Annotated in this window: 19 protein-coding genes, 1 tRNA gene and 1 pseudogene; 11 read left to right on the top strand and 10 right to left on the bottom strand. The window is 71.3% G+C overall.

The window, feature by feature from the left end; translation table 11 throughout:
- Positions 1 to 98: 98 nt before the first annotated feature.
- Together ACWD5Q_RS04195 and ACWD5Q_RS04190 are read right to left on the bottom strand one after the other, a co-directional pair.
- Positions 99 to 1304: a L,D-transpeptidase gene (locus ACWD5Q_RS04195; RefSeq protein WP_451425460.1), complete on the bottom strand. Its 1206-nt coding sequence runs from the start codon at positions 1302 to 1304 to the stop codon at positions 99 to 101.
- Between the two features lie 170 nt (positions 1305 to 1474).
- Positions 1475 to 2503, bottom strand: a complete 1029-nt coding sequence (locus ACWD5Q_RS04190; protein ID WP_451425459.1) for a P1 family peptidase — start codon at positions 2501 to 2503, stop codon at positions 1475 to 1477.
- Between the two features lie 412 nt (positions 2504 to 2915).
- On the opposite strand from ACWD5Q_RS04190, the gene ACWD5Q_RS04185 reads away from it, so the two are divergent.
- Positions 2916 to 3110 (top strand): hypothetical protein, encoded by a 195-nt coding sequence (locus ACWD5Q_RS04185; protein WP_451425458.1) that lies wholly within the window; start codon positions 2916 to 2918, stop codon positions 3108 to 3110.
- Positions 3111 to 3163: 53 nt separating this feature from the next.
- Here the strand turns inward: ACWD5Q_RS04185 and mscL are convergent, their stop codons facing one another.
- From mscL to ACWD5Q_RS04155, 6 genes are all read right to left on the bottom strand, one after another.
- Positions 3164 to 3631 (bottom strand): large conductance mechanosensitive channel protein MscL, encoded by a 468-nt coding sequence (mscL, locus tag ACWD5Q_RS04180; RefSeq protein WP_451425457.1) that lies wholly within the window; start codon positions 3629 to 3631, stop codon positions 3164 to 3166.
- Between the two features lie 135 nt (positions 3632 to 3766).
- On the bottom strand, positions 3767 to 4357 hold the full coding sequence (locus ACWD5Q_RS04175) for a hypothetical protein (protein ID WP_451425456.1): 591 nt from the start codon (positions 4355 to 4357) through the stop codon (positions 3767 to 3769).
- Between the two features lie 345 nt (positions 4358 to 4702).
- On the bottom strand, positions 4703 to 5536 hold the full coding sequence (locus ACWD5Q_RS04170) for an S-methyl-5'-thioadenosine phosphorylase (RefSeq protein ID WP_451425455.1): 834 nt from the start codon (positions 5534 to 5536) through the stop codon (positions 4703 to 4705).
- 261 nt (positions 5537 to 5797) lie between these two features.
- Complete coding sequence (locus tag ACWD5Q_RS04165) at positions 5798 to 6097, bottom strand: FmdB family zinc ribbon protein (RefSeq protein ID WP_451425454.1); 300 nt, start codon at positions 6095 to 6097, stop codon at positions 5798 to 5800.
- A 68-nt stretch (positions 6098 to 6165) separates the two neighbouring features.
- Entirely contained in the window at positions 6166 to 7434 is a 1269-nt protein-coding gene (locus ACWD5Q_RS04160; RefSeq protein WP_451425453.1) for an MFS transporter, read from the bottom strand.
- A gap of 464 nt (positions 7435 to 7898) precedes the next feature.
- Positions 7899 to 9437 (bottom strand): potassium/proton antiporter, encoded by a 1539-nt coding sequence (locus ACWD5Q_RS04155; RefSeq protein ID WP_451425452.1) that lies wholly within the window; start codon positions 9435 to 9437, stop codon positions 7899 to 7901.
- 244 nt (positions 9438 to 9681) lie between these two features.
- Between ACWD5Q_RS04155 and ACWD5Q_RS04150 the strand changes: the two genes are divergently transcribed.
- Complete coding sequence (locus ACWD5Q_RS04150) at positions 9682 to 12540, top strand: penicillin acylase family protein (RefSeq protein ID WP_451425451.1); 2859 nt, start codon at positions 9682 to 9684, stop codon at positions 12538 to 12540.
- 69 nt (positions 12541 to 12609) lie between these two features.
- Here the strand turns inward: ACWD5Q_RS04150 and ACWD5Q_RS04145 are convergent, their stop codons facing one another.
- Positions 12610 to 13185: a 5-formyltetrahydrofolate cyclo-ligase gene (locus ACWD5Q_RS04145; RefSeq protein ID WP_451425450.1), complete on the bottom strand. Its 576-nt coding sequence runs from the start codon at positions 13183 to 13185 to the stop codon at positions 12610 to 12612.
- A 132-nt stretch (positions 13186 to 13317) separates the two neighbouring features.
- Between ACWD5Q_RS04145 and galU the strand changes: the two genes are divergently transcribed.
- The 9 genes and pseudogenes from galU to ACWD5Q_RS04100 form a co-directional block, all read left to right on the top strand.
- Positions 13318 to 14220, top strand: coding sequence for a UTP--glucose-1-phosphate uridylyltransferase GalU (galU, locus tag ACWD5Q_RS04140; protein ID WP_451425449.1), 903 nt, complete (start codon positions 13318 to 13320; stop codon positions 14218 to 14220).
- Positions 14221 to 14224: 4 nt separating this feature from the next.
- Positions 14225 to 15547: a molybdotransferase-like divisome protein Glp gene (gene glp / locus ACWD5Q_RS04135; RefSeq protein WP_451425448.1), complete on the top strand. Its 1323-nt coding sequence runs from the start codon at positions 14225 to 14227 to the stop codon at positions 15545 to 15547.
- A gap of 243 nt (positions 15548 to 15790) precedes the next feature.
- Positions 15791 to 16270 (top strand): cyclic pyranopterin monophosphate synthase MoaC, encoded by a 480-nt coding sequence (gene moaC, locus ACWD5Q_RS04130; RefSeq protein ID WP_451425447.1) that lies wholly within the window; start codon positions 15791 to 15793, stop codon positions 16268 to 16270.
- Positions 16267 to 16851: a MogA/MoaB family molybdenum cofactor biosynthesis protein gene (locus ACWD5Q_RS04125; protein WP_451425446.1), complete on the top strand. Its 585-nt coding sequence runs from the start codon at positions 16267 to 16269 to the stop codon at positions 16849 to 16851. The genes moaC and ACWD5Q_RS04125 overlap by 4 nt, the downstream gene beginning before the upstream one ends.
- Positions 16848 to 17480 (top strand): GNAT family N-acetyltransferase, encoded by a 633-nt coding sequence (locus ACWD5Q_RS04120; protein WP_451425651.1) that lies wholly within the window; start codon positions 16848 to 16850, stop codon positions 17478 to 17480. Before ACWD5Q_RS04125 ends, ACWD5Q_RS04120 begins: the two co-directional genes overlap by 4 nt.
- A 173-nt stretch (positions 17481 to 17653) precedes the next feature.
- Positions 17654 to 18907: a divisome protein SepX/GlpR gene (gene sepX, locus ACWD5Q_RS04115; RefSeq protein WP_451425445.1), complete on the top strand. Its 1254-nt coding sequence runs from the start codon at positions 17654 to 17656 to the stop codon at positions 18905 to 18907.
- A 96-nt stretch (positions 18908 to 19003) separates the two neighbouring features.
- Positions 19004 to 19077, top strand: a tRNA-Ala gene (locus ACWD5Q_RS04110).
- Between the two features lie 545 nt (positions 19078 to 19622).
- Positions 19623 to 20291 carry a DUF1707 SHOCT-like domain-containing protein gene (locus ACWD5Q_RS04105; RefSeq protein WP_451425444.1) on the top strand — a complete coding sequence of 223 codons (669 nt, stop codon included), beginning with the start codon at positions 19623 to 19625 and terminating at the stop codon, positions 20289 to 20291.
- Between the two features lie 394 nt (positions 20292 to 20685).
- Positions 20686 to 20835: pseudogene (locus ACWD5Q_RS04100) on the top strand (putative RNA methyltransferase); the annotation flags it as partial.
- A gap of 429 nt (positions 20836 to 21264) precedes the next feature.
- Here the strand turns inward: ACWD5Q_RS04100 and ACWD5Q_RS04095 are convergent.
- Positions 21265 to 21456, bottom strand: coding sequence for a hypothetical protein (locus ACWD5Q_RS04095; protein ID WP_451425443.1), 192 nt, complete (start codon positions 21454 to 21456; stop codon positions 21265 to 21267).
- Positions 21457 to 21471 lie beyond the last annotated feature (15 nt).

The raw sequence follows: 21471 nt of genomic DNA, 5'->3' as shown, positions 1-21471 counted from the left end.
GACATCATGTCCGGGAACCGAGAAAACGTACGGTGGGAAAACGCCCGGGCCGCGCGATTGGTTCCCGCGCGGCCCGAACTCATGTCAGAACGTCCTGGTCAGACGGCACTTCCCGCAGTCCATGCGCTCCACGTCATGTTCCACCCGTTGAGGCCGTTGTCCGGCGCGACCGTGGTGTCCGGGGAGTTCTTGACGATCACGACGTCCCCGACCAGCGAGTTGTCGTAGAACCACTTCGCGGTCGTGCTCCCCTGCGCGCCCTGCACGTCCGCGAGTCCGACGCAGCCGTGGCTGGTGCCCTCGCGGCCGAACGGCGGATTGCCCTTGTTGTACCAGTAGTTGCCGTGGATGAACGTCCCGGAGGTGGTCAGCCGCATCGCGTGCGGCACGTCCGGGATGTCGTACTCGCCGCCCAGCCCGACCGTCTGGCTGTTCATGCGGGTCTGTGTGAACTTCTCGGAGATCACCATCTGCCCGTTGTACGTCGTGTGCTGCGCGCTGCCGGTCGAGACCGGGACCGTCCTGACGGTCCGGCCGTCGCGCGCCACCGTCATGGTCTGCGTCCGGGCGTCCACCGTGGAGACCTGGGAGCGGCCGACGGTGAAGGTCACGGTCTTCTTCTGCACGCCGTATATACCGTTCGCGCCCTGGATCCTGTCCAGGTCTATCTTCATCGTGACCTTGGAGCCGGCCTTCCAGTAGTCCTCGGGCCGGAAGTCCAGCCGCTGGGCGCCGAACCAGTGCCCCACGACCTGCTGCCCGCTGCTGGAGGTCACCGTGATGTGCGACTGCACGGCCTTCTTGTCGGTGATCGCCTTGTCGAAGGTGAAGGACACCGGCATGCCGACGCCGACCGTCGTGCCGTTGTCGGGCGTGTACGTGCCGATGAAGCTGTTCGCCGAAGAGACCGTCGTGAAGATGGAGTTGGCCGCCGCCATCCGGTTGTTCGCGTCCTTGGCCGTCGCCGAGATCTGGTACTTCGTCCCGCGCTCCAGCTGCTCCTTCGGCTTCCAGGACGCCCCGTCCGCGGAGATCTCCCCCGCAACGGCGGTGTTCGTCCCCGCCACCGTCATCTTCACCTCGGTCAGCTTCCCGCCGCTGGCCTTCACCCCGGTCGCGTTGATCGACGCGTCGGTGGAACCGTCCTTGGCGGTGATGGCGATCGTCGCCGCGGAGGTCTTGGCGGAGTCCTTCGCGTCCTTCGTGTCCTTGTTGTCGGCGCTGGCGCTGCCGCCGCAGGCGGTGAGGGTCAGGGCGCCGACCATCAGGGCGGCACAGGCCCCCAGTACGCGCCGCGCTCGCATGTCCGGCCTTGTCACGGGCTTCTCCAGGTCTTTTGACGGGCGCGATCCGCTGGTGTGCGTGATCCGCTTCAGTACGTGGAGAAAGAGCTGACGTCCCGGCAAAGGGTTCCCGTGTCCGCCGGGTGAACACCACCATGTGACAGAACCGGGACAATCACCCGTCCCGTCCTCTATCGCCCTCCGTACAACTCCCCGTACGACGGCCACGATCCGCCCGGCCCGTCGACCGACACGGCGGCGCGCACGGCCCGCACGATCGCGCGTGTCACCAGGTCCGCGCCGGCCGCGAGCACCTCGTTGAGCGCGAGGGGACCCGACGGGGCGAGCGGAGTCGCGCCGGTCGCCAGCGCGAACACCGTGTCCCCGTCATTGAGCAGATGCACGGGCCGCAGGGCGCGCGCGAAGCCGTCATGAGCCGTGCCCGCGAGCTTCTGGGCCTGGGCCTTGGTGAGGTCGGCGTCGGTCGCCACGACCGCGAGGGTCGTGTTCAGCGGTGGGCGGCCGGACTTCGCCGCGGTCTCGGCGAGCCGTCGCCGGGCCGCCTCGTGCACCTCCTGTGTGGGCAGTTCGACCCGGCCCTGGGCCAACTCCCCGTACAGGGCGCCCGTCGTCGGCTCCGACACCGAGCCCACCGCGTTGCACACGACCAGTGCACCCACGGTGATCCCGGAGCCCAGCACGGTGCTCGCCGTGCCGACCCCGCCCTTGAAGGGGCCGACCGTCGCGCCCGTGCCCGCACCGACGCAGCCCTGCGCCACCGGTGCGCCCGGCTCGCTCGCCGCAGCCGCCTCGACCGCCGCCCGGCCGACCGCCGCGTCCGGACGGGCCTTGAAGTCGCCGCCGCGCCCCAGGTCGAAGACACAGGCGGCGGGCACCACCGGCACCACGTGCGTCGGATCGGGACCGACGCGCACCCCGCGCCCGCGCTCTTCCAGCCAGGCCATCACGCCCGACGCCGAGTCCAGTCCGTATGCGCTTCCTCCGGTGAGGACCACCGCCTCGACCTTCTGCACCAGGTTGCGCGGGTCGAGCGCGTCGGTCTCCTTGGTGCCGGGCCCGCCACCGCGCACGTCCACGGCCGCGACGGCCCCGCCCTCCGGGGCCAGGACGACGGTGGTCCCGGTGAGCCAGCCGTCCCCGGTCCGCGTGGCATGGCCCACCCGGAGCCCCGCGACATCTGTCAGAGCGTCAACTGTCATGCCCCCATGATCCGTCGCCAGGGCGCGCCCCGCCGTGCGACCACAGCACCGCCACGGTCACCCCGGCGGTCACCCGGCACCGGCGCCGGGTGACCGGTCGCCATCGGGCGCCGGCGCCGGTCGGCTGTGAGGCAAGCGCGCCGGGTGGCCACCGGGTCCTGGCACCGAGGCCAGCGGGTACGTCGCATCGAGGCCGACCGGACACCGGGCGCGGGCACCGGCTGGGTACCTGGTGCCCGCACGGGTACCTGGTGCCCGCGCCTGCCGACTGCCTGTCCCCGCGCCGGCCGGCTCCCCGGTGCGCTCCGGGTGGCTGCCCGGTGCCCGCGCCGGCCCGCTGCCCGCACGCCGGGTGGCCGCCCGGCGCCGGGGAGGGCGCCGCCCTCCGGTGCCCCGGACGTACGCTGGAGGCATGAGCGCCACCCCCGACCGCGCGCCGCGCGATGCCAAGCCCGACCCCAAGGACGCCCTTGTCTTCGACGACCCGCTGAGCCGGCCGTCCTCGGACGACAGCGACCAGGGGTGGGGCGAGCGGCCCGGCGCGAGTGGCGACAGTGCGGCCGACCTGGCGCGTTTTCTCGACGAGAAGCCGCCCCACCACCTGTGAGTACCCCTGGGCATGGGGCACTCGGCCTGTCGGTGCCTCTTCCCCTCGGTCCGCTATGACCCGTTGCGCACGGAGCCGCGCTGGGCGACGAGCGCGTCGCGTATCTCCTTGAGCACCTCCAGCTCGGTCGCCTCCGCTGCGGGCGTGCCCTCCTTCGCCTTGCGGCGCGCCTCCTGCCGGGCCAGGAACCTGGACATGGGCAGGACCATCAGGAAGTAGACGACGGCTGCGGTGATCAGGAAGTTGAGCGTGGCGCCGAGGACCGAGCCCCACAGGATCCGGATCCCCGTCGCGTTGGCGCCGGTGCCTGTGCAGGGTTCCTTGATGCAGGAGCTGTAGCCGTCCAGACTCTGGGTGCCGAGCGCACCCACGACCGGGTTGATGACCCCTTTCACCACGGAGTCCACAATGCTGGTGAAGGCGGCGCCGATGACCACTGCGACCGCCAGATCGACGACGTTCCCCCGCATCAGGAACGCCTTGAACCCTTGCAAGACGCTCGGCGCTTTCTTCTCGCTCACCGGTGGGCCCCTCCTCGACTGCACACGTTGCGGAACGAACAGCTCCGCAACCTACGTCAAGGCCTCCCGCGTCTGTCCACCCCGGGGGTGGGTGGACGAGGCCCGTCCCCCGGCCGACGGGTGTGCCCGGTGTGCTCAGCACAGCGCCACCGCCAGTCGTGCGGTCGCGCCGGCACCGGCCAGGCGCGCGGCCGTGGCGCGCGGCACGGAGAGCACGACCAGCGCGCCGCTCTCCGTGGGCTCGACGTCCGGCACCCGGATCACCCGCGCGCCGGGCGCGACCACCGTGCCGCTGCCGCCGCCGTCGGCCGCGATCACATCGACCCGGTCGCCCGGCCGCAACAACCGCACCGTCGCCCCGTCCGCGATCCGTACCGGGGCCGTGACCATCTCCACGGGGAGTGGCTCCCCTGCGGGCCTTGCCCTCGCCGTGGGGTGCCTGCCGGCGCCCGGATGCCCCCGTGCCCCCTCGGAGCCGCCCGGCCCCGCCGCGACCAGCGCGGCCGCGATGACCGCCAGGCCCACGGTCAGGGCCCGCCTCTGGTGCCGCAGCAGACCACGCAGCCGGTGCCGCCCGCCGCGCACGCGCAGGGGTGCGAAGTGCGGCACCGCGCAGGTCGGGGGCGTGCCCGGGCGGTCCCCGGCGCCGAGGTCCGGCGGATGCACGAAGGCGTCCCAGCCGGGCGGCCGCACGTGCACGGAGGGGCCGGGGTGCGGCGGGTGCACGGAGGGGCCGGGGTGCGGAGGGTGGACGGAGGGGCCGGGGTGCGGAGGGTGGACGGAGGGGCCGGGGTGCGGAGGGTGGACGGAGGGGCCGGGGTGCGGCGGGTGCACAGGCGGACCGGGGTCGGGGTACGGCGGGTGGACGGACGCGCCAGGGTACGGCGGGTGTACGGCCGTGCCGAGGTAAGGCGAGGGAAGCCGAGACATGGTGATCACCACCTGCGTCGTGAGAGCGGGACGCCCTCCACGATGAGGCTTCGCGACGCCGCTCGCTGAGGCCCGTGGACTACCCGCCGGTTGTGGACAACTCGCCCACCCGAACGGGGCGTTCCGGGTCCCCGCACATCATCACGGCAGCTCGAAACCCGGATCCATCCCACCCAGCGCGGTCGCGCACAGGCAGTCCCGCGCCTCGGTCGCGGGCAGCCCCGCGACCGCGTCGAACAGCACGCCCCGCAGCCGGTCCACGTTGGCCGCGAACACCTTCAGCACCTCGTCGTGCGAGACGCCCTCACCGGTTTCGGCCCCCGCGTCCAGGTCCGTGACGAGGGTCAACGACGTGTAGCACAGCTCCAGTTCGCGGGCGAGCGCGGCCTCGGGATGGCCGGTCATGCCGACCACGGACCAGCCCTGCGCCTGGTGCCACAACGATTCGGCACGGGTGGAGAACCGCGGCCCCTCGACCACGACCAGCGTGCCGCCGTCCACCGGCTCCCAGTCCCGCCCGCGTGCCGCCGCCAGTGCGGCCTTCCGGCCCACGGGGCAGTAGGGGTCGGCGAGCGAGACGTGCACCACGTTCGGCACGGTGCCGTCGGGCAGCGGAAGCCCGTCGAAGTAGGTCTGCGTCCGGGCCTTCGTACGGTCCACCATCTGGTCGGGGACGAGCAGCGTCCCGGGGCCGTACTCGGGGCGGAGTCCGCCCACGGCACACGGCCCGAGCACCTGCCGTACGCCGACGGAGCGCAGCGCCCAGAGATTGGCGCGGTAGTTGATCCGGTGCGGCGGGAGGTGGTGGCCGCGGCCGTGGCGGGGGAGGAAGGCGACCTTCCGCCCGGCGATCTCACCGAGGAAGAGGGAGTCGCTGGGGGCTCCGTACGGGGTGTCGACCTGTATCTCGGTCACGTCGTCGAGGAACGAGTAGAAGCCCGAGCCGCCGATGACGCCGATTTCTGCGTTCGCCATGGCGAGCACAGTAGCGGGCCCCGACAGCGAGAACCCCCCGCCACCGTAGAGAACAGGGGCAGGGGGTACGGGACCGGGGAACCCGAGGAGCCGCCGGCGAGGTGGACCGAGGCAGCTCGGAGCAGTCGCAAACCGTCGGCGAAGATCCCCCAAGAGCCCGCCGGCGTGGTGCGGGCGAAGGTCCGGCGGCCCCGTCGTGCGGGGCGGGCGGGAAGTCCGTCGGCCCCGCCGTCGTGCGACGGCGGGGCCCGAGGTGGAGCCTTACGCGGCGGAGCTGGACGAGGTGCTCGTCGACGACGACCCGGAGTCGGACGACGACGAGGAGCTCGACGAGTTGGAGGAGCTCGACGACTTCGACGCCGCCGGGCTGCTGCTCGAGGACGAGCCGCGGCTGTCGTTGCGGTAGAAGCCGGAACCCTTGAAGACGATGCCGACCGCGGAGAACACCTTCTTCAGGCGGCCACCGCAGTTGGGGCAGACGGTCAGGGGATCGTCGGTGAACTTCTGCACCGCCTCGAGGCCCTGGCCGCACTCGGTGCACTGGTACTGGTAGGTCGGCACTAGTCTTCCTCCTGGCACTCTGACTCGATGAGTGCTAACGACGGTCCATAGTGACGTATTCCTCGGGATCAGTCCACCGTGACCGGGGAGCGGTGACCGACACCACGTGCCACGGTGCGGCCACGCGGGCGTGCCGCCAGCCGTGACCGCAGAGCCACCAGGGTCACCAGTGCCAGCACCGTGCCGGCCATCGGGACGAGGAATCCGGCACCGTCCCACAGACGGTCCTCCAACTGGCCGGCGACGGTGACGGCGGCCGCCTGGCCGAACGCGACCGCCCCGGTCAGCCAGGTGAAGGCCTCGGTGCGGGCGCCCGCCGGAACCAGTCCCTCCACGAGGGTGTAGCCGGTGATCAGGGCGGGGGCGATGGACATGCCCACCAGGAGGCCGAGGCCCGCCAGGAGCGCCACGGAGTGGGCGGTCCACAGGGCGGAGGCGGTCAGCGCCAGGGCCGTGTAGCCGACGACGAGACGGCGCTGCGGGGCGGCCTTCCAGGTGATGGCGCCGCAGACGATGCCGGAGAGCATGTTGCCGGCGGCGAAGACGCCGTACAGGACGCCGTTCAGACCGGGGGAGCCGATCGACTGGCTGAACGCGGCGAGCGAGACCTGCATGCCGCCGAAGACGGAACCGATGCCCAGGAAGGTCACGATCAGCACCCGCACCCCGGGAACGCTCAGCGCGGGGACGTGCTCCACGCGCGCGTGCGCCCGTGCGGCGGGCGGCTGCGTGCCCTTCTGCGCGGCGAACAGCACGCCGCCGACCAGCGTGAGTGCCGACTCGGCCAGCAGGCCCGCGGCCGGGTCCACGGCGGTGCACAGGGCCGTCGCCAGCAGCGGTCCGAGCACGAAGGTCAGCTCGTCGGTGACGGACTCGAAGGCCGCCGCCGTCGGCACCAGGGGCGAGTCCTTGAGCTTCACGCCCCAGCGGGCCCGCACCATGGGGCCGATCTGCGGCACCGAGGCGCCGGTCGGGACGGCCGCCGCGAACAGGGCCCACAGGGGTGCGTGGGCCAGCGCGAGCGCCGTCAGGGACACGCCCGCGAGGGCGTGTGCCAGGATGCCGGGGAGCAGCACCGCCCGCTGGCCGTGGCGGTCGGCGAGACGGCCGCTGTAGGGCGCGAACAGCGCCATGGAGACACCGGTGGCCGCCGCGACGGCGCCCGCAGCCCCGTACGAGCCGGTGGTGTGCTGGACCAGCAGCACGATGGACAGGGTGAGCATCGCGAACGGCTGACGCGCCGCGAAGCCGGGGAGCAGGAACGTCCAGGCGCCGCGGGTGCGCAGCAGCTGTCCGTAGCCAGGGCGGGACGACTTCGAGGTGACCGTGGACACCACGGCCCGTGCCTTTCTGCCGCCTGGTGGCGCGGCCCCTTCCGTGGGCCCGTTCGCCGTGCGAAGGCGCGCCGAGAGCTGTCCTCTTGCGCGGACTGCGGTAGATACCGGCGCCCACTGCTCAGGAGGTCCGGCCGCCATACGGTCGCGCCAGCTCTGCGTCAGGCAGAGTTGGTTCGATCAAGGTCGCCTTCATTGTACAGAGGTGAGGGGGAATGCGCCTGTGAAAAGGCGCGCCGCTGGATCCTTCGCCTGGGATTGCCGGAGGTGTGAACCGGGCGAAACGTTCCCGTAACGCCCGTGTCCATGGTCCCTACGGACCCGCCGGTCCCCACACTCCCTCCGCACCCGCACCCGCACCCGCACCCGCACCCCGCACCCGCCGGCACCGGGGCACCCGCCGGCACCGGCACCCGCACACCCCAGCACCCGCACATGTCCCCGCCCCCGCACCGCGGCCCGCGCCCTCAGGCCCCCGCCGCCCCGTTTCCGAGCCCCAGCCATCCGGCCAGCTTGCCGCCCTGGCCCACGGCTCTCAGGCGCCGCTCCGCCGCGTCGCGGACCTGGTCCGTGGCGACCACGAGCAGTTCGTCCCCGTGCCGCAGCACCGTGGAGGGCAGCGGCACGAACGAGGCGCCGTCCCGGACGACGAGGGTGACCGCGGCCCCCGGCGGCAGCCGCAGCTCGCTGACCTCCACGCCGTGCATCCGGGAGCCCTCGGGGATCGCGACGGACAGCAGATGCCCGCGCAGCCGCTCCAGGGGTGCCGACTCGATGCCGAGGTCGGCCGCCTCGGGGCCCTTGCCCAGACGCAGGACGCGGGCCAGCCAGGGCAGGGTCGGGCCCTGGATCAGGGTGTAGACGACGACGAGGACGAAGACGATGTTGAAGATGCGGCGGCTGCCCGCGACGCCGTTCACCATGGGGATCGTCGCCAGGATGATGGGAACCGCGCCGCGCAGCCCCGCCCATGACATCAGCGTCTGCTCCTGCCACGGCACTCGGAACGGCAACAGGCTCAGCACGACGCTCAGGGGGCGCGCCACCATCGTCAGCGCCAGACCGATGACGAGGGCGGGCAGCACGTCGTCGCCCAGTTCGTGCGGGGTGACCAGCAGACCGAGCAGGACGAACATGCCGATCTGGGCGATCCAGCCGAGCCCCTCCGCGAATCCGCGCGTCGCCGGCCAGTGTGGCAGTTTGGCGTTGCCGAGCATCATCGACGCGAGGTACACGGCGAGGAAGCCGCTGCCGTGGGCGAGCGCGCCGCCCGCGTACGCCGTGACCGCGATGGCCATGACGGCGATCGGGTAGAGGCCGGAGGCGGGCAGCGCCACATGCCGCAGGCCCCAGGCGCCGAGCCAGCCCACCGCGAGGCCGATGGCGGCGCCGATGGCCAGCTCGGCGCATATCTCCAGCAGCAGCCTGTACCAGGGCTCCACCGGGCCCGCGGTGGAGAAGGCGACGACGAGGATGACCACCGGGGCGTCGTTGAAGCCGGACTCGGCCTCCAGAACGCCCGTCACGCGCGTGGGGAGCGGGACTTTCCGCAGGACCGAGAAGACCGCCGCCGCGTCGGTCGACGACACCACCGCTCCGATGATCAGCGCCTGCCGCCATTCCAGGCCGCTCAGGTAGTGCGCGCCGGCGGCCGTGATCCCGACGCTCACCGCGACGCCGAGGAGGGCCATGGAGGAGGCGGCGGGGAGGGCGGGCCGGATCTCCTTCCACTTCGTGCCGAGACCGCCCTCGGCCAGGATCACGACCAGGGCCGCGTAGCCGATGACCTGGGTCAGCTCGGCGTTGTTGAAGTGGATGCCGGCCACCCCGTCCTGCCCCATGGCGATGCCGATGCCGAGGTAGACGAGCAGGCTGGGGAGCCCGCTGCGCGAGGAGACGCGGACCGCCGCCACCGCGATGAGCAGGACGAGCGAACAGACGAGCAGGAGCTGGTTGAGATGGTGGACAGTCAGCGGCCGTTCCCTTCTCGCCGATCCGGACGCCACCGTGCGGACGCCTCGGGCCCGGCGGTGAATCGGGTGCCGCCGGGATCTTCAGAACAGGTACTTCATTACCTTACCTAATTCTTGACGATTCCTTGACGCTTCGAGGCGCATGATCGAACTCCGGTCCGGTGCGCGTTCCCGACTCCGCGTCAAGGCGGTGCGGGCCCTGCGCCTATGGTTGCTCCAGCGTTCAGTAGAAAGCACAGCCCGCCCTGCCGCTCGTGTTAGGACAGCAAGGACAGCGATGCCCCCCAACACCACCGCCTCTTCCGGCCAGAAGCCCGGCAAGTCCGGCAGGAAGAAAGGGCGCAGAGCCCGTCTGCTCATGATCGTCCTGGTTGTGGCCCTTGTGGGAGGGTTCGGCTATGGCGGGTACTGGTCCCTCAGCACCGTCCGTGCCTCCTTCCCGCAGACCAAGGGGTCGATCACGCTCAACGGCCTGTCGGGTCCCGTCCAGGTCAAGCGTGACGGTTACGGGATCCCGCAGATCTACGCCTCCTCGGACGAGGACCTGTTCATGGCGCAGGGATACGTCCAGGCGCAGGACCGGTTCTACGAGATGGACGTGCGCCGCCATATGACATCCGGCCGCCTGTCCGAGATGTTCGGCAAGAGCCAGGTCAAGAACGACGAGTTCCTGCGCACCCTGGGCTGGGACCGGGTGGCGCGGAAGGAGTACGACACCAAGCTGTCGTCCGCCACGAAGAAGTACCTCCAGGCGTACTCCAAGGGAGTCAACGCCTATCTGCAGGGCAAGGACGGCAAGCACATCTCCCTGGAGTACGCGGCGCTGGCCCTGACCAACGACTACCGGCCCCAGCCGTGGACGCCGGTCGACTCGGTCTCCTGGCTCAAGGCGATGGCCTGGGACCTGCGCGGCAACATGCAGGACGAGATCGACCGCTCGCTGATGACCAGCCGGCTCGGCCCGAAGCAGATCGCGGACCTGTACCCGGAGTACCCCTACGGCCGTAACAAGCCGATCGTCCAGACGGGCCAGTACGACGCCATCACCAAGGCCTTCGAGCAGAGCGGCTCGACGGGCGTCCAGTCGACGACCGGGACCTCCATGACGGGCGGGTCCACGACCGGCACGTCGACGACCGGCACGTCGACGACCGGACCCACGACGTCCGGGGCGTCCACGACCGGCACGTCCACGACCGGCGCGACGACGACCGGGGGCTCGGCCTCGACCGGCTCGAGCCTGACGAGCCAGCTGGCGGGTCTCTCCACCGCCCTCGACGACATCCCGACGGCCGTGGGCGTGAACGGCAACGGCATCGGCTCCAACTCCTGGGTCGTCGCCGGCAGCCACACCATCACCGGCAAGCCGCTGCTGGCCAACGACCCGCACCTGTCGGCCTCGCTGCCCTCGGTCTGGTACCAGATGGGCCTGCACTGCACGGCGCTCTCCAGCTCCTGCCAGTACGACGTGACCGGGTACACCTTCGCGGGCATGCCCGGGGTGGTCATCGGCCACAACCAGGACATCGCCTGGGGCATGACCAACTCCGGCGTCGACGTCACCGACCTCTACCTGGAGAAGCTGTCCGGCAACGGATACCTCTTCGACGGCACGGTGAAGCCGTTCACCACCCGCACCGAGACGATCAAGGTCGCCGGAGGGGACTCCAAGCAGATCGTCGTCCGTGAGGCGAACAACATGCCGCTGCTGTCCGACCGCGACGACGAACTGGTCAACGTCGGCAAGAAGGCCACCGTGAACACCGCGGCGCCCGACCGCGGCGACGGCTACGCGGTCGCGCTGCGCTGGACCGCCCTGGACCCCGGCACCTCCATGGACGCCGTTTTCGAGATCGACAAGGCGTCGAACTGGGACGAGTTCCGCGCGGCGGCCCGGTCCTTCGACGTGCCCTCGCAGAACCTGATCTACGCCGACACCAAGGGCAACATCGGCTACCAGCTGCCGGGCAAGATCCCCACGCGCGCGTCGGGCGACGACGGCTCGGTCCCGGCGCCCGGCTGGGACGCCAAGTACCAGTGGACCGGCTACATCCCGCAGGACGCGCTGCCGTACGAGTACAACCCGAAGAGCGGCTACATCGTCACCGCCAACCAGGCCGTGATCGACAAGGACAAGTACCCCTTCACCCTCACCACGGACTGGGGCTACGGCACCCGCAGCCAGCGGATCACCGACCTGATCGAGTCGAAGATCAAGGGCGGCGGCAAGATCTCGACCGACGACATGCGGCAGATGCAGCTCGACAACAGCAGCGAGATCGCCAAGCTCCTGGTGCCCAAGCTGCTCAAGATCGACGTCGCGGACAAGCACGTCCGTGAGACGCAGAAGCTGCTGGAGGGCTGGGACTACACCCAGGACGCCGACTCGGCGGCGGCCGCCTACTTCAACGCCGTGTGGCGCAACATCCTCAAGCTCGCGTTCGGCAACAAGCTGCCCAAGGAGCTGCGGGTCAAGGGCCAGTGCCTGTGGGTCGAGCCGGCCGACAGCACCGGACCGGCGGACGCGGACCAGAGGGTGCGCGAGTGCGGCCAGCGCGATGCGGACCAGGCGCAGCCCGACGGCGGCGACCGCTGGTTCGAGGTGGTGCGCAACATCATCGACGACCAGAAGAACGACTGGTGGCAGACGCCCAAGACGCGCACCGACCCGGCCGCCACGACGCGTGACGAGCTGTTCGCGCGGGCCATGAAGGACGCCCGCTGGGAGCTGACCGCCAAGCTCGGCAACGACCTGGACACCTGGAGCTGGGGCCGGCTGCACCGGCTGTTCCTGAAGAACCAGACCCTGGGCACCGACGGCCCCGGCCTCCTGCAGTACATGCTCAACCGCGGGCCCTGGAAGCTCGACGGCGGCGAGGCGACCGTGAACGCCACCGGCTGGAACGCGGCGGGCGGCTACAGCGCCGTCTGGGTGCCGTCGATGCGCATGGTGGTCAACCTGGACGACCTCGACAAGTCCAGGTGGATCAACCTGTCCGGCGCCTCGGGGCACGCCTACAGCGCCCACTACACCGACCAGACGGACAAGTGGGCCCAGGGCGAACTGCTGCCGTGGCAGTTCTCCAAGGACGCGGTCGACAAGAGCACGACCGACACCCTGGTGCTCAAGCCCTGACACCGGGTGCCCGCTGAGATACGGCTCTCCACGCGTGCGTGGAGAGCCGTATCCGTGATCGGCGGGAGGTCAGCGGAAGCGGCGTACGCGCGAGGGGGTCACCACCGCGTGCACCGGACGGTCGTGCGCCTCCTCGGGGACGCGTTCGACGACCTCCGTGTCGTACAGGAGCACGACCAGCGCCGGGTCGGCTCCGGCGCGCTCCAGACGGGCCAGTACACGGTCGTACGAGCCCCCGCCGCGCCCGAGGCGCATGCCGCGCGCGTCCACGGCCAGGCCGGGCAGCAGCACCGCGTCGGCCCCCCGCACGGCCTCCGGGCCCAGGCGCTCGCCCGTGGGCTCCAGGAGGGCCATCCGGGAGCCGCGCCGGACGCGGACCAGGCAGTCCGGTCCGGTGTACGCGCCCCAGTCCAGGTCGTTGTCCGGCAGGAGCACCGGCAGCAGGACGCGTACGCCCCGCGCGCGCAGGACGTCCAGGAGGGCGAGGGTGCCGGGTTCCTCGCCCACGGAGACATATGCGGCGACCGTGCGCGCGTGCGCCAGTTCGGGCAGCTCCAGCGCCCGCTCGGCGAGCGCGTCCGCCGCCAGGTCTACGTCATCCGCCGTCAACCTGCTTCTCACCGAGAGGAACCCTTGCCGCAACATTCGTTTGTCAGGCTCTGCCTCGCGTTCCATGGGAACCACTGGTCACTGCCTGCCTTCCTTAATCTGCTCATATGAGAGCTAATTAACCGGAGCCACAGATACCGCATAAAGCCACCCGATAAGGTGGCGGGCATGACTGAGTCGAACCCCAGGATCACCAAGGCTGTCATTCCCGCGGCAGGCCTCGGTACCCGGTTCCTGCCGGCCACCAAGGCCACCCCCAAGGAAATGCTGCCGGTCGTCGACAAGCCGGCGATCCAGTACGTGGTCGAGGAGGCGGTCTCCGCGGGGCTCGACGACGTTCTCATGATCACCGGTCGCAACAAGCGTCCCCTCGAGGACCACTTCGACCGCAACTACGAGCTCGAGTCGGCCCTGGAGAAGAAGGGCGACGCCGAACGGCTCGCGAAGGTCCAGGAGTCCAGCGACCTCGCCACCATGCACTACGTCCGCCAGGGCGACCCCAGGGGCCTCGGCCACGCCGTGCTGTGCGCCGCCCCGCACGTCGGCCACGAGCCCTTCGCCGTCCTCCTCGGCGACGACCTCATCGACCCGCGCGATCCCCTGCTGGCCCGCATGGTCGAGGTCCAGGAGCGCCGCGGCGGCAGCGTCATCGCGCTCATGGAGGTGGCGCCGGAGCAGATCCACCTCTACGGGTCTGCCGCCGTAGAGGCCACCGAGGACGGTGACGTGGTCAGGGTGACCGGGCTGGTCGAGAAGCCGGAGCCGACGGACGCCCCGTCGAACTACGCGGTCATCGGCCGCTATGTCCTCGACCCGCACATCTTCGACATACTGCGCAAGACCGAGCCGGGCCGGGGCGGCGAGATCCAGCTCACCGACGCCCTCCAGCAACTCGCCGAGGACGAGAAGGTCGGCGGCCCCGTGCACGGTGTCGTCTTCACGGGCCGCCGCTATGACACCGGCGACCGTGGCGACTACCTGCGTGCCATTGTCAGACTCGCATGCGAACGTGAAGACCTGGGGCCGGACTTCCGGACCTGGCTTCGCAGTTACGTATCCGAGGAGATGTAGCGATTTGAGCGCCGCCGCGACCCCCGCCACCGGCCAGGACCGCCTCTGGTCGGTGGACGAGCACCTTCAGGACATCCTCGCCGCCGTCCGCCCGCTGGACCCGATCGAGCTGCAACTGCTCGACGCCCTGGGCTGTGTGCTGGTCGACGACGTCACGGTGCCCGTCTCCCTGCCGCCGTTCGACAACAGCTCGATGGACGGCTACGCGGTACGGGTCGCGGACGTCGCGGGCGCGAGCGAGGAGTTCCCGGCCGTCCTCACGGTGATCGGCGACGTCGCGGCCGGGGCGGCCGACCCGCTCCGGGTGGGACCCGGCCAGGCGGCGCGCATCATGACCGGCGCTCCGCTGCCGCCCGGCGCCGAGGCCGTCGTCCCCGTGGAGTGGACCGACGGCGGACTGGGCGGCGGCCCCGTCTCCGGGATGCGCGCCCGCAGCCTCTCGCCCGAGGGCGCCTCCGGGCAGGTGCGGGTACACCGCCCGGCCGAGGCACGCGCCCATGTGCGCGCCAAGGGCAGCGATGTGCAGGCCGGCGACCTCGCCCTCGCGGCGGGCACCGTCCTCGGGCCCCCGCAGATCGCGCTGCTCGCCGCCATCGGCCGTGGCACGGTCCGGGTGCGTCCGCGCCCGCGCGTGGTCGTCCTGTCCACCGGCAGCGAACTCGTCCAGCCCGACGAGGAACTGGCGGTGGGGCAGATCTACGACTCCAACAGCTTCGCCCTCACCGCCGCCGCCCGGGACGCCGGGGCGATCGGCTACCGGGTGGGCGCGGTCGCCGACGACGTGGACACCCTCCGCTCCACCATCGAGGACCAACTGGTCCGCGCCGACCTCATGGTCACCACCGGAGGGGTGAGCGTGGGGGCGTACGACGTCGTCAAGGAGGCCCTCTCCGCCGTGGGCGAGGCGGACGAGGGGAGCGGCGGCGTCGACTTCCGCAAGCTCGCCATGCAGCCCGGCAAGCCCCAGGGGTTCGGCTCCATCGGCCCCGCACACACGCCGCTGCTCGCGCTGCCCGGCAACCCGGTGTCGTCGTACGTCTCCTTCGAGCTGTTCGTACGGCCCGTGATCCGCACCCTGATGGGCCTGGAGGACGTGCACCGCCCTAGGACCAGGGCCGTCCTCCAGGCGGACAAGGCGCTGACCTCGCCCGCGGGCCGACGGCAGTTCCTGCGCGGGAGATACGCCGACGGCACGGTGACCCCGGTCGGCGGGGCGGGATCGCATCTGATCGCGGCCCTGGCGCAGGCCGACGCGCTCATCGTCGTCCCCGAGGACGCCACGTCCGTCGAGCCGGGCACCGAGATCGAGGTCGTCCTCCTCGGCTGACCCGCGAACCGGCGACCTCACGAGCGGCGATCCCATGCACGGCGACCTCGCGTCGAGCGGCCCCGGGACGGTGTCAGGTGCCCGGGTTGAGGGGCTTCGTCCGGGCGTCGGGGGTGGTGTGTCCACCCGGGCGTCCGGTCCGCGGACCGCGCCCGGTCCGGCCCGCGGGCTTGGAGGTACCGTGTCGCGCACAACAGGCCCGTGCGCCGCACCGCCGGGCCCCGATATGGAGCGCCGCAGCAGATGAATACGCCAGACCGACTGACCCACATCGACGACGCGGGGGCAGCCCGCATGGTCGACGTCTCCGGGAAGGGCGTGACCGAGCGCACCGCCCGTGCCAGCGGACGCGTGCTGGTCTCGCCCCGCGTGGTGGAGCTCCTGCGCGGCGAGGGCGTCCCCAAGGGCGACGCGCTCGCCACCGCGCGTATCGCGGGCATCATGGGCGCCAAGCGCACCCCGGACCTGATCCCGCTGTGCCACCCGCTGTCGGTGTCGGGCGTGAAACTGGATCTGTCGGTCGCGGACGACGCCGTGGAGATCACGGCGACCGTGAAGACCACCGACCGCACGGGCGTCGAGATGGAGGCGCTCACCGCCGTCAGCGTCGCGGCGCTGACCGTGATCGACATGGTCAAGGCGGTCGACAAGGGAGCGGTGATCACGGACGTGCGCGTGGAGGAGAAGACGGGCGGGAAGTCGGGCAACTGGAGCCGGGCATGACGGCGCCGGCCTCCGAGCAGCCGGCCGGCGGCGCCCTGACGGCGCCGTACTCGGCCCTGGTGGTCACCGCGTCGAACCGCGCGGCCGCGGGCGTGTACGAGGACAAGGGCGGCCCCCTGATCGTGGCGGCGCTCACCCGCTACGGTTTCGCCGTCGACGGACCGTGGGTCGTCCCGGACGGCCAGCCGGTGAAGCAGGCGCTGCACACCGGCGTCCGGGCCGGCTACGACGTGATCGTGACGACCGGGGGCACCGGCGTCTCGCCCACCGACCGCACCCCCGAGGCGACCCGCGCGGTGATCGACTTCGAGGTGCCGGGCATTCCGGAGGCCATCAGGGCGTTCGGAAGAGGGAAGGTGCCGACGGCGGCCCTCTCCCGGGGAACCGCCGGGGTCGCCGCGCGGACGTTGATCGTCAATCTGCCGGGATCCACCGGCGGGGTCAGGGACGGGCTGGCCGTCCTGGAACCCCTGGTGATGCATGCCGTCGACCAGATCCGCGGCGGTGACCACCCGAGGGCCGACGCGGGCGGAGCGGCGGCCGGCGAGGACCGCCCCAGACCCAGTGGGGGTGCGAGCTGAACAGCCCATCCTGGCCTGTCGAGCTGGCCGACGGCGATGTCGTCCTCCGGCCGATAAGGCTGCGCGACCAGCGGGTCTGGCGTGAGGTCAACCGCCGCAACCGGGAATGGCTGCGGCCGTGGGAGGCGACCATTCCGCCGCCTACCCCGAGTGGCCCGATAGCGCACCGGCCGACCTACCGCCAGATGGTCCGGCATCTGCGCAGGGAGGCGAGCGCGGGCCGGATGCTGCCCTTCGTCATTGAGTACCAGGGGCGCCTCGTGGGTCAGTTGACGGTGGCCGGGATCACCTGGGGCTCGATGTGCTCCGGGCACGTGGGCTACTGGGTGGACGAGGCGGTGGCGGGCCGCGGGGTGATGCCGACGGCCGTCGCGCTCGTCGTCGACCACTGCTTCCGGACCGTCGGGCTGCACCGCATCGAAGTCTGCATTCGCCCCGAGAACGGGCCGAGCCGCCGGGTGGTGGAGAAACTCGGATTCCGTGAGGAGGGGCTGCGGCCCCGTTATCTGCACATCGACGGGGCCTGGCGGGACCACCTCGTCTTCGCGCTCACCGCCGAAGAGGTGCCCGAGGGGCTGCTCGCCCGCTGGCGCCGGTCACGCGCTCGGCAGGCCCACCCCGGAAAATAAAAAATATGTTCGAAATTGATCGGGTGCCGATCGGCTCGGGCGCATCCATTAGCGGTCCCGTTGGCCTGCTGATCGCATCGGTCCCAAAAAAAGTTCGAAATATCAGCCAGATCGTGCGACACACCGGCCCAATTGGCAGATGGCCTCACGCAAACCCCTCTACCGTGTGAGGCGTGAGCAGCAGCGGCCTCATCTACGCAGTCATTGTCGGGGCCTGGGCCGCCTACTTGGTGCCGATGTGGCTCCGTAGGCAGGACGAGCTGAACGAGTCTCGTCCGACGGAACGCTTCAGCACCGCCATCCGGCTGCTGTCCGGACGGGCGGGCATGGAGCGTCGATACGCCAAGGACCTGCAGGCGCGCTCCGCCGAGGAGGGGGAGCCCAGTGGCCACCCGGACGACGGCACCGGCTCGGTGGACGTCCGGGCCTTCGCCATGCCTCCGAGCGGACGGCAGGAACGTGCGCGCGTGGAGCCGGCGGACCCGGCTCGACGGGAGCCGGCGGGCCAGGGAGCGGCCAGGGCCGGCGCGCCCCCCAAGGCCGGCCCCGGGCCGGAGCCGGCCGCTCGCCCGCGGGCGGGCAAGGACGTGCCCCCGCGAGCGGGCAAGGGCGTGGCCCCGGCCCGGAAGGCGCCTTCGGCGGAGGCCAGGGCGCGCGCCCGGCGCTCGAAGGTGCTCGCACGGCGCAGGCGCACCACCGTGGTGCTCTTCCTCGCGTTCACGCTCGGCGCCATCGTCGCCGCGGTCGGGGGCCTGGCGTTCCTGTGGGTGCCCGGCGTGCCCGCCGTGCTGCTGAGCGCGTACATCGCCTATCTGCGCTCGCAGGAGCGCAAGCGGTTCACCTACACGATGGACCGGCGCCAGGCCGAGGCGGCGGCGCAGCGGCTGCGGGAGCGGCAGCCCCGGCGGCGGCCTCCGGCCGCCTCCGACCCGGACGAGCAGCCGGAGGACGGACCGGAACCCGAGACCGACCCCGGACTGTCCGCGCTCGCCGCCGACCGCCGGGCCCTGGTCGAGCAGACCGACCACGCCGAGTGGGTGGACCAGCAGCGTGAGCGGCAGCGCAGGCCCGGGCACGGAGACAGCTGGGATCCCGTGCCGGTGCCGCTGCCGACGTATGTGACCGCGCCGGTCGCGCCGCGGGCGACACCGAGCGTGGACCTCGGCGCGCCGGACGCCTGGAGCTCCGCCCGGTCGAGCGCGGCGGAGGCGGCGGCGCCCGTGCCCGGGGTCGCAGCGGCCGACCGCGGCGAGCCGGACCCCGAGGAGGAACCCGGTCCCGGGAGCCAGGAGCGGCCGGAGACCGGTGACGACGGCCGGAGCGACGCCCGGAGGGCGGCCTCGGCGCGACGGTCCCGGGAGCGGGGGCGCACTCCGCTGTTCGACCAGTGCGAGGACGGGGAACGTGCGCGGGCCGCCAACGAGTAGGTGCTGGCGGCGGCCTGGCCGGACCCCCGCGGTTGACCTGGGCGGAACGGATTTCCAGACCACTCGATCGGGATGCTAGAGTTTCACTCGTTGCAAGGGCCTGTGGCGCAGTCCGGTAGCGCACCTCGTTCGCATCGAGGGGGCCAGGGGTTCAAATCCCCTCAGGTCCACTGCACGACTGTTCTTGAGTTCGCTCGGGAGCGGTTGACGAGATCCCGCTGATCTTCATGATCGGTCGGGATTTTCGTCGTTTCCGGGGCCTGCCTGTTCGAGGCTGTTCGGGGTGATGGACGGCAGTGGTCCGGTCCTTGACGGGAGCTGGGTCGGCGGCCTGGCGGCCCGAGGGGACGTTCCTGGCCCAGTCGCTCAACGATCGTGCAGCAAGCGGCATTTGATGCCACGTGAGACAGCCTCCGTCCGGTTGAGGTGTGCTGTGAGGGCCGTACGGCCAGTCGCAGAGCCCGTCGCGGAAGCGCGGCAGATGGCCGCCCATCATCCTGGCGCGAACCCCCGGGATGTCGTCCGATGGCCCTGGCATTGTTCAGCGGCCCGGGAATGGTGTGAACTGGCAGCTGGGATGCGGGTGTTGTCGCGACCGGGCCACGGCATGCCGCATGCCCCATCCCGTGGATCCATGTCGCGATATAGCGTTAGTCTTCTACTCAAGCCGCTGCCTGCGTCGCACGGAGACGTTCGACAGGACCAGGACGGAAGCATGTCGAGAGAGATTTCGCCCACCGGGAAGCGCCCTGGCCCCGGCTCGTCGCCCGAGCTGCGAGCCTCTCATGCGGACCGGGACCGGGTGGTGGATGCGCTGCGTATCGCGGCGGGGGACGGCCTGCTGACCGCGGACGAGTTGGACGAGCGCCTGGAAGCTGCTCTGTCGGCGCGGCTTCTGAGCGAACTGGCCGTGCTCACCGCCGACCTGCCGGCCGTGTCGACCGCCGCGGACGGCACGGCGGCAGAGGTCGCAGAGGTCAAGGACGTCGTCCGGATCGAGCGGGTGTTCAGCGGAGCGGTCGAGCGGGCGGGCCGCTGGGTGCTGCCGCGGCGGCTGGACCTCGCGGTGACCTGGTGCGACGTGACGCTCGACTTCACCGAGGCCGTGATCACGCAGGACACCCTGCGGATCGATGTGGCCATGGCGGGGAAGACCCTGACGCTGGTCACGAGGCCGGGCGTCGAGGTCGATGCCGACGGCCTGACCCTGGTCCACTGCAAGCTCAGACACCGCCGCACGCGGACGTCCCCGGACACATCGACCACGCTGCGCGTGGAGCTGGTCGGCCGGAAGGCCCACGGCAAGGTGGTGGTGCGACCCCCGCGTCGGACGTTCTGGCAGTGGCTGCTGCGCAGGCCCGCGTTCCCTTCTGCAGGCGACTGACTCCATCGTCGCGGACTGCCGCACGCATGCACCGCCGTCGCCCCGCGCATGCCTGAAGGCCTGAACCGCCGAGCCCAGCACTGAGAGCTCCGAAAGAAATGGGTGCCCGGTTCGGGGCGCCTTCCCAATTGTGCGGGAAAGATCAACAACGCGTTACTGGCTCCCTGTAGCCTCGGGGCCATGGCATGCACCAGCATCCCGCACGTGTTCCTCTGACGCGGCGGTCACCACAGCGGCGTTGACCATCCGGCACGAACCGGAGAGTTGTGACGACGTCGCTGTATGTGGCGTGCCCACCATCGACGGTCGGTGTCACTCTCAGCCGGTCGAGGCACGCCGACGGCATTGATCACCCACCGTCGACAACGCAGCCGACCGCTGCGGAGGAACAACCATGCCCATCTCGCCTCACGCGTGCCCCGTGGTGCAGCAGAAGCTCTTCGACATGCTGACCTGCCCGCTGTGCCAGGGGCGTCTCGCACGTGCCGGCCATGCGCTGCGGTGCGCCAGTCGGCACACCTTCGACATCGCCCGGCACGGATACGTCAGCCTCCTGACCGGCCCCCGACGCGCCATCAGCGCGGACACCGCCCTCATGGTCCAGGCCCGCGCCGCCTTCCTGCAGGCCGGTCATTACGCACCGCTCACGCGCACGCTCACCGCCCTCATCACAGCACTCTGCCCACCCGATGCCACCGTCCTGGACGCAGGCGTGGGCACCGGCCACTACCTCGCCACCGTCTTGGACGCCCTTCCCGCAGCCGTTGGCCTCGGGCTGGACACCTCCCCGCACGCCCTGCGGCGGGCGGCACGCTCCCACGTGCGTGCCGGAGCCGCCAGCTGGGACATCTGGCAACCGCTACCGGTGCGGAGCCACTCCGCCGGCCTCGTGCTCAACGTCTTCGCGCCCCGCAACGGCCCCGAGTTCCACCGGATCCTCCAGCCGAACGGCGTCCTGCTGACCGTCACCCCTTCACCACAGCACCTCGGCGAACTCCAGCGGCATCTCGGCCTGCTGTCGGTCGACCCAGCCAAGGAAGAGCGCCTTCGCCGCACGCTCTCCGCGCGTTTCCGGCGCGATCGGGCCGAAGCGCTGGAGTACGTCATGGCCCTGACCGCCCAGGACATCGAGGCCCTGTCCTTCATGGGCCCCGCCGCCCGCCACATCAACGCAGATGTA

It is taken from the genome of Streptomyces sp. NPDC002513, assembly GCF_053595355.1.
Note: the sequence above shows the minus strand (reverse complement) of the source record. Positions and strands in the feature narration are given on the sequence as shown.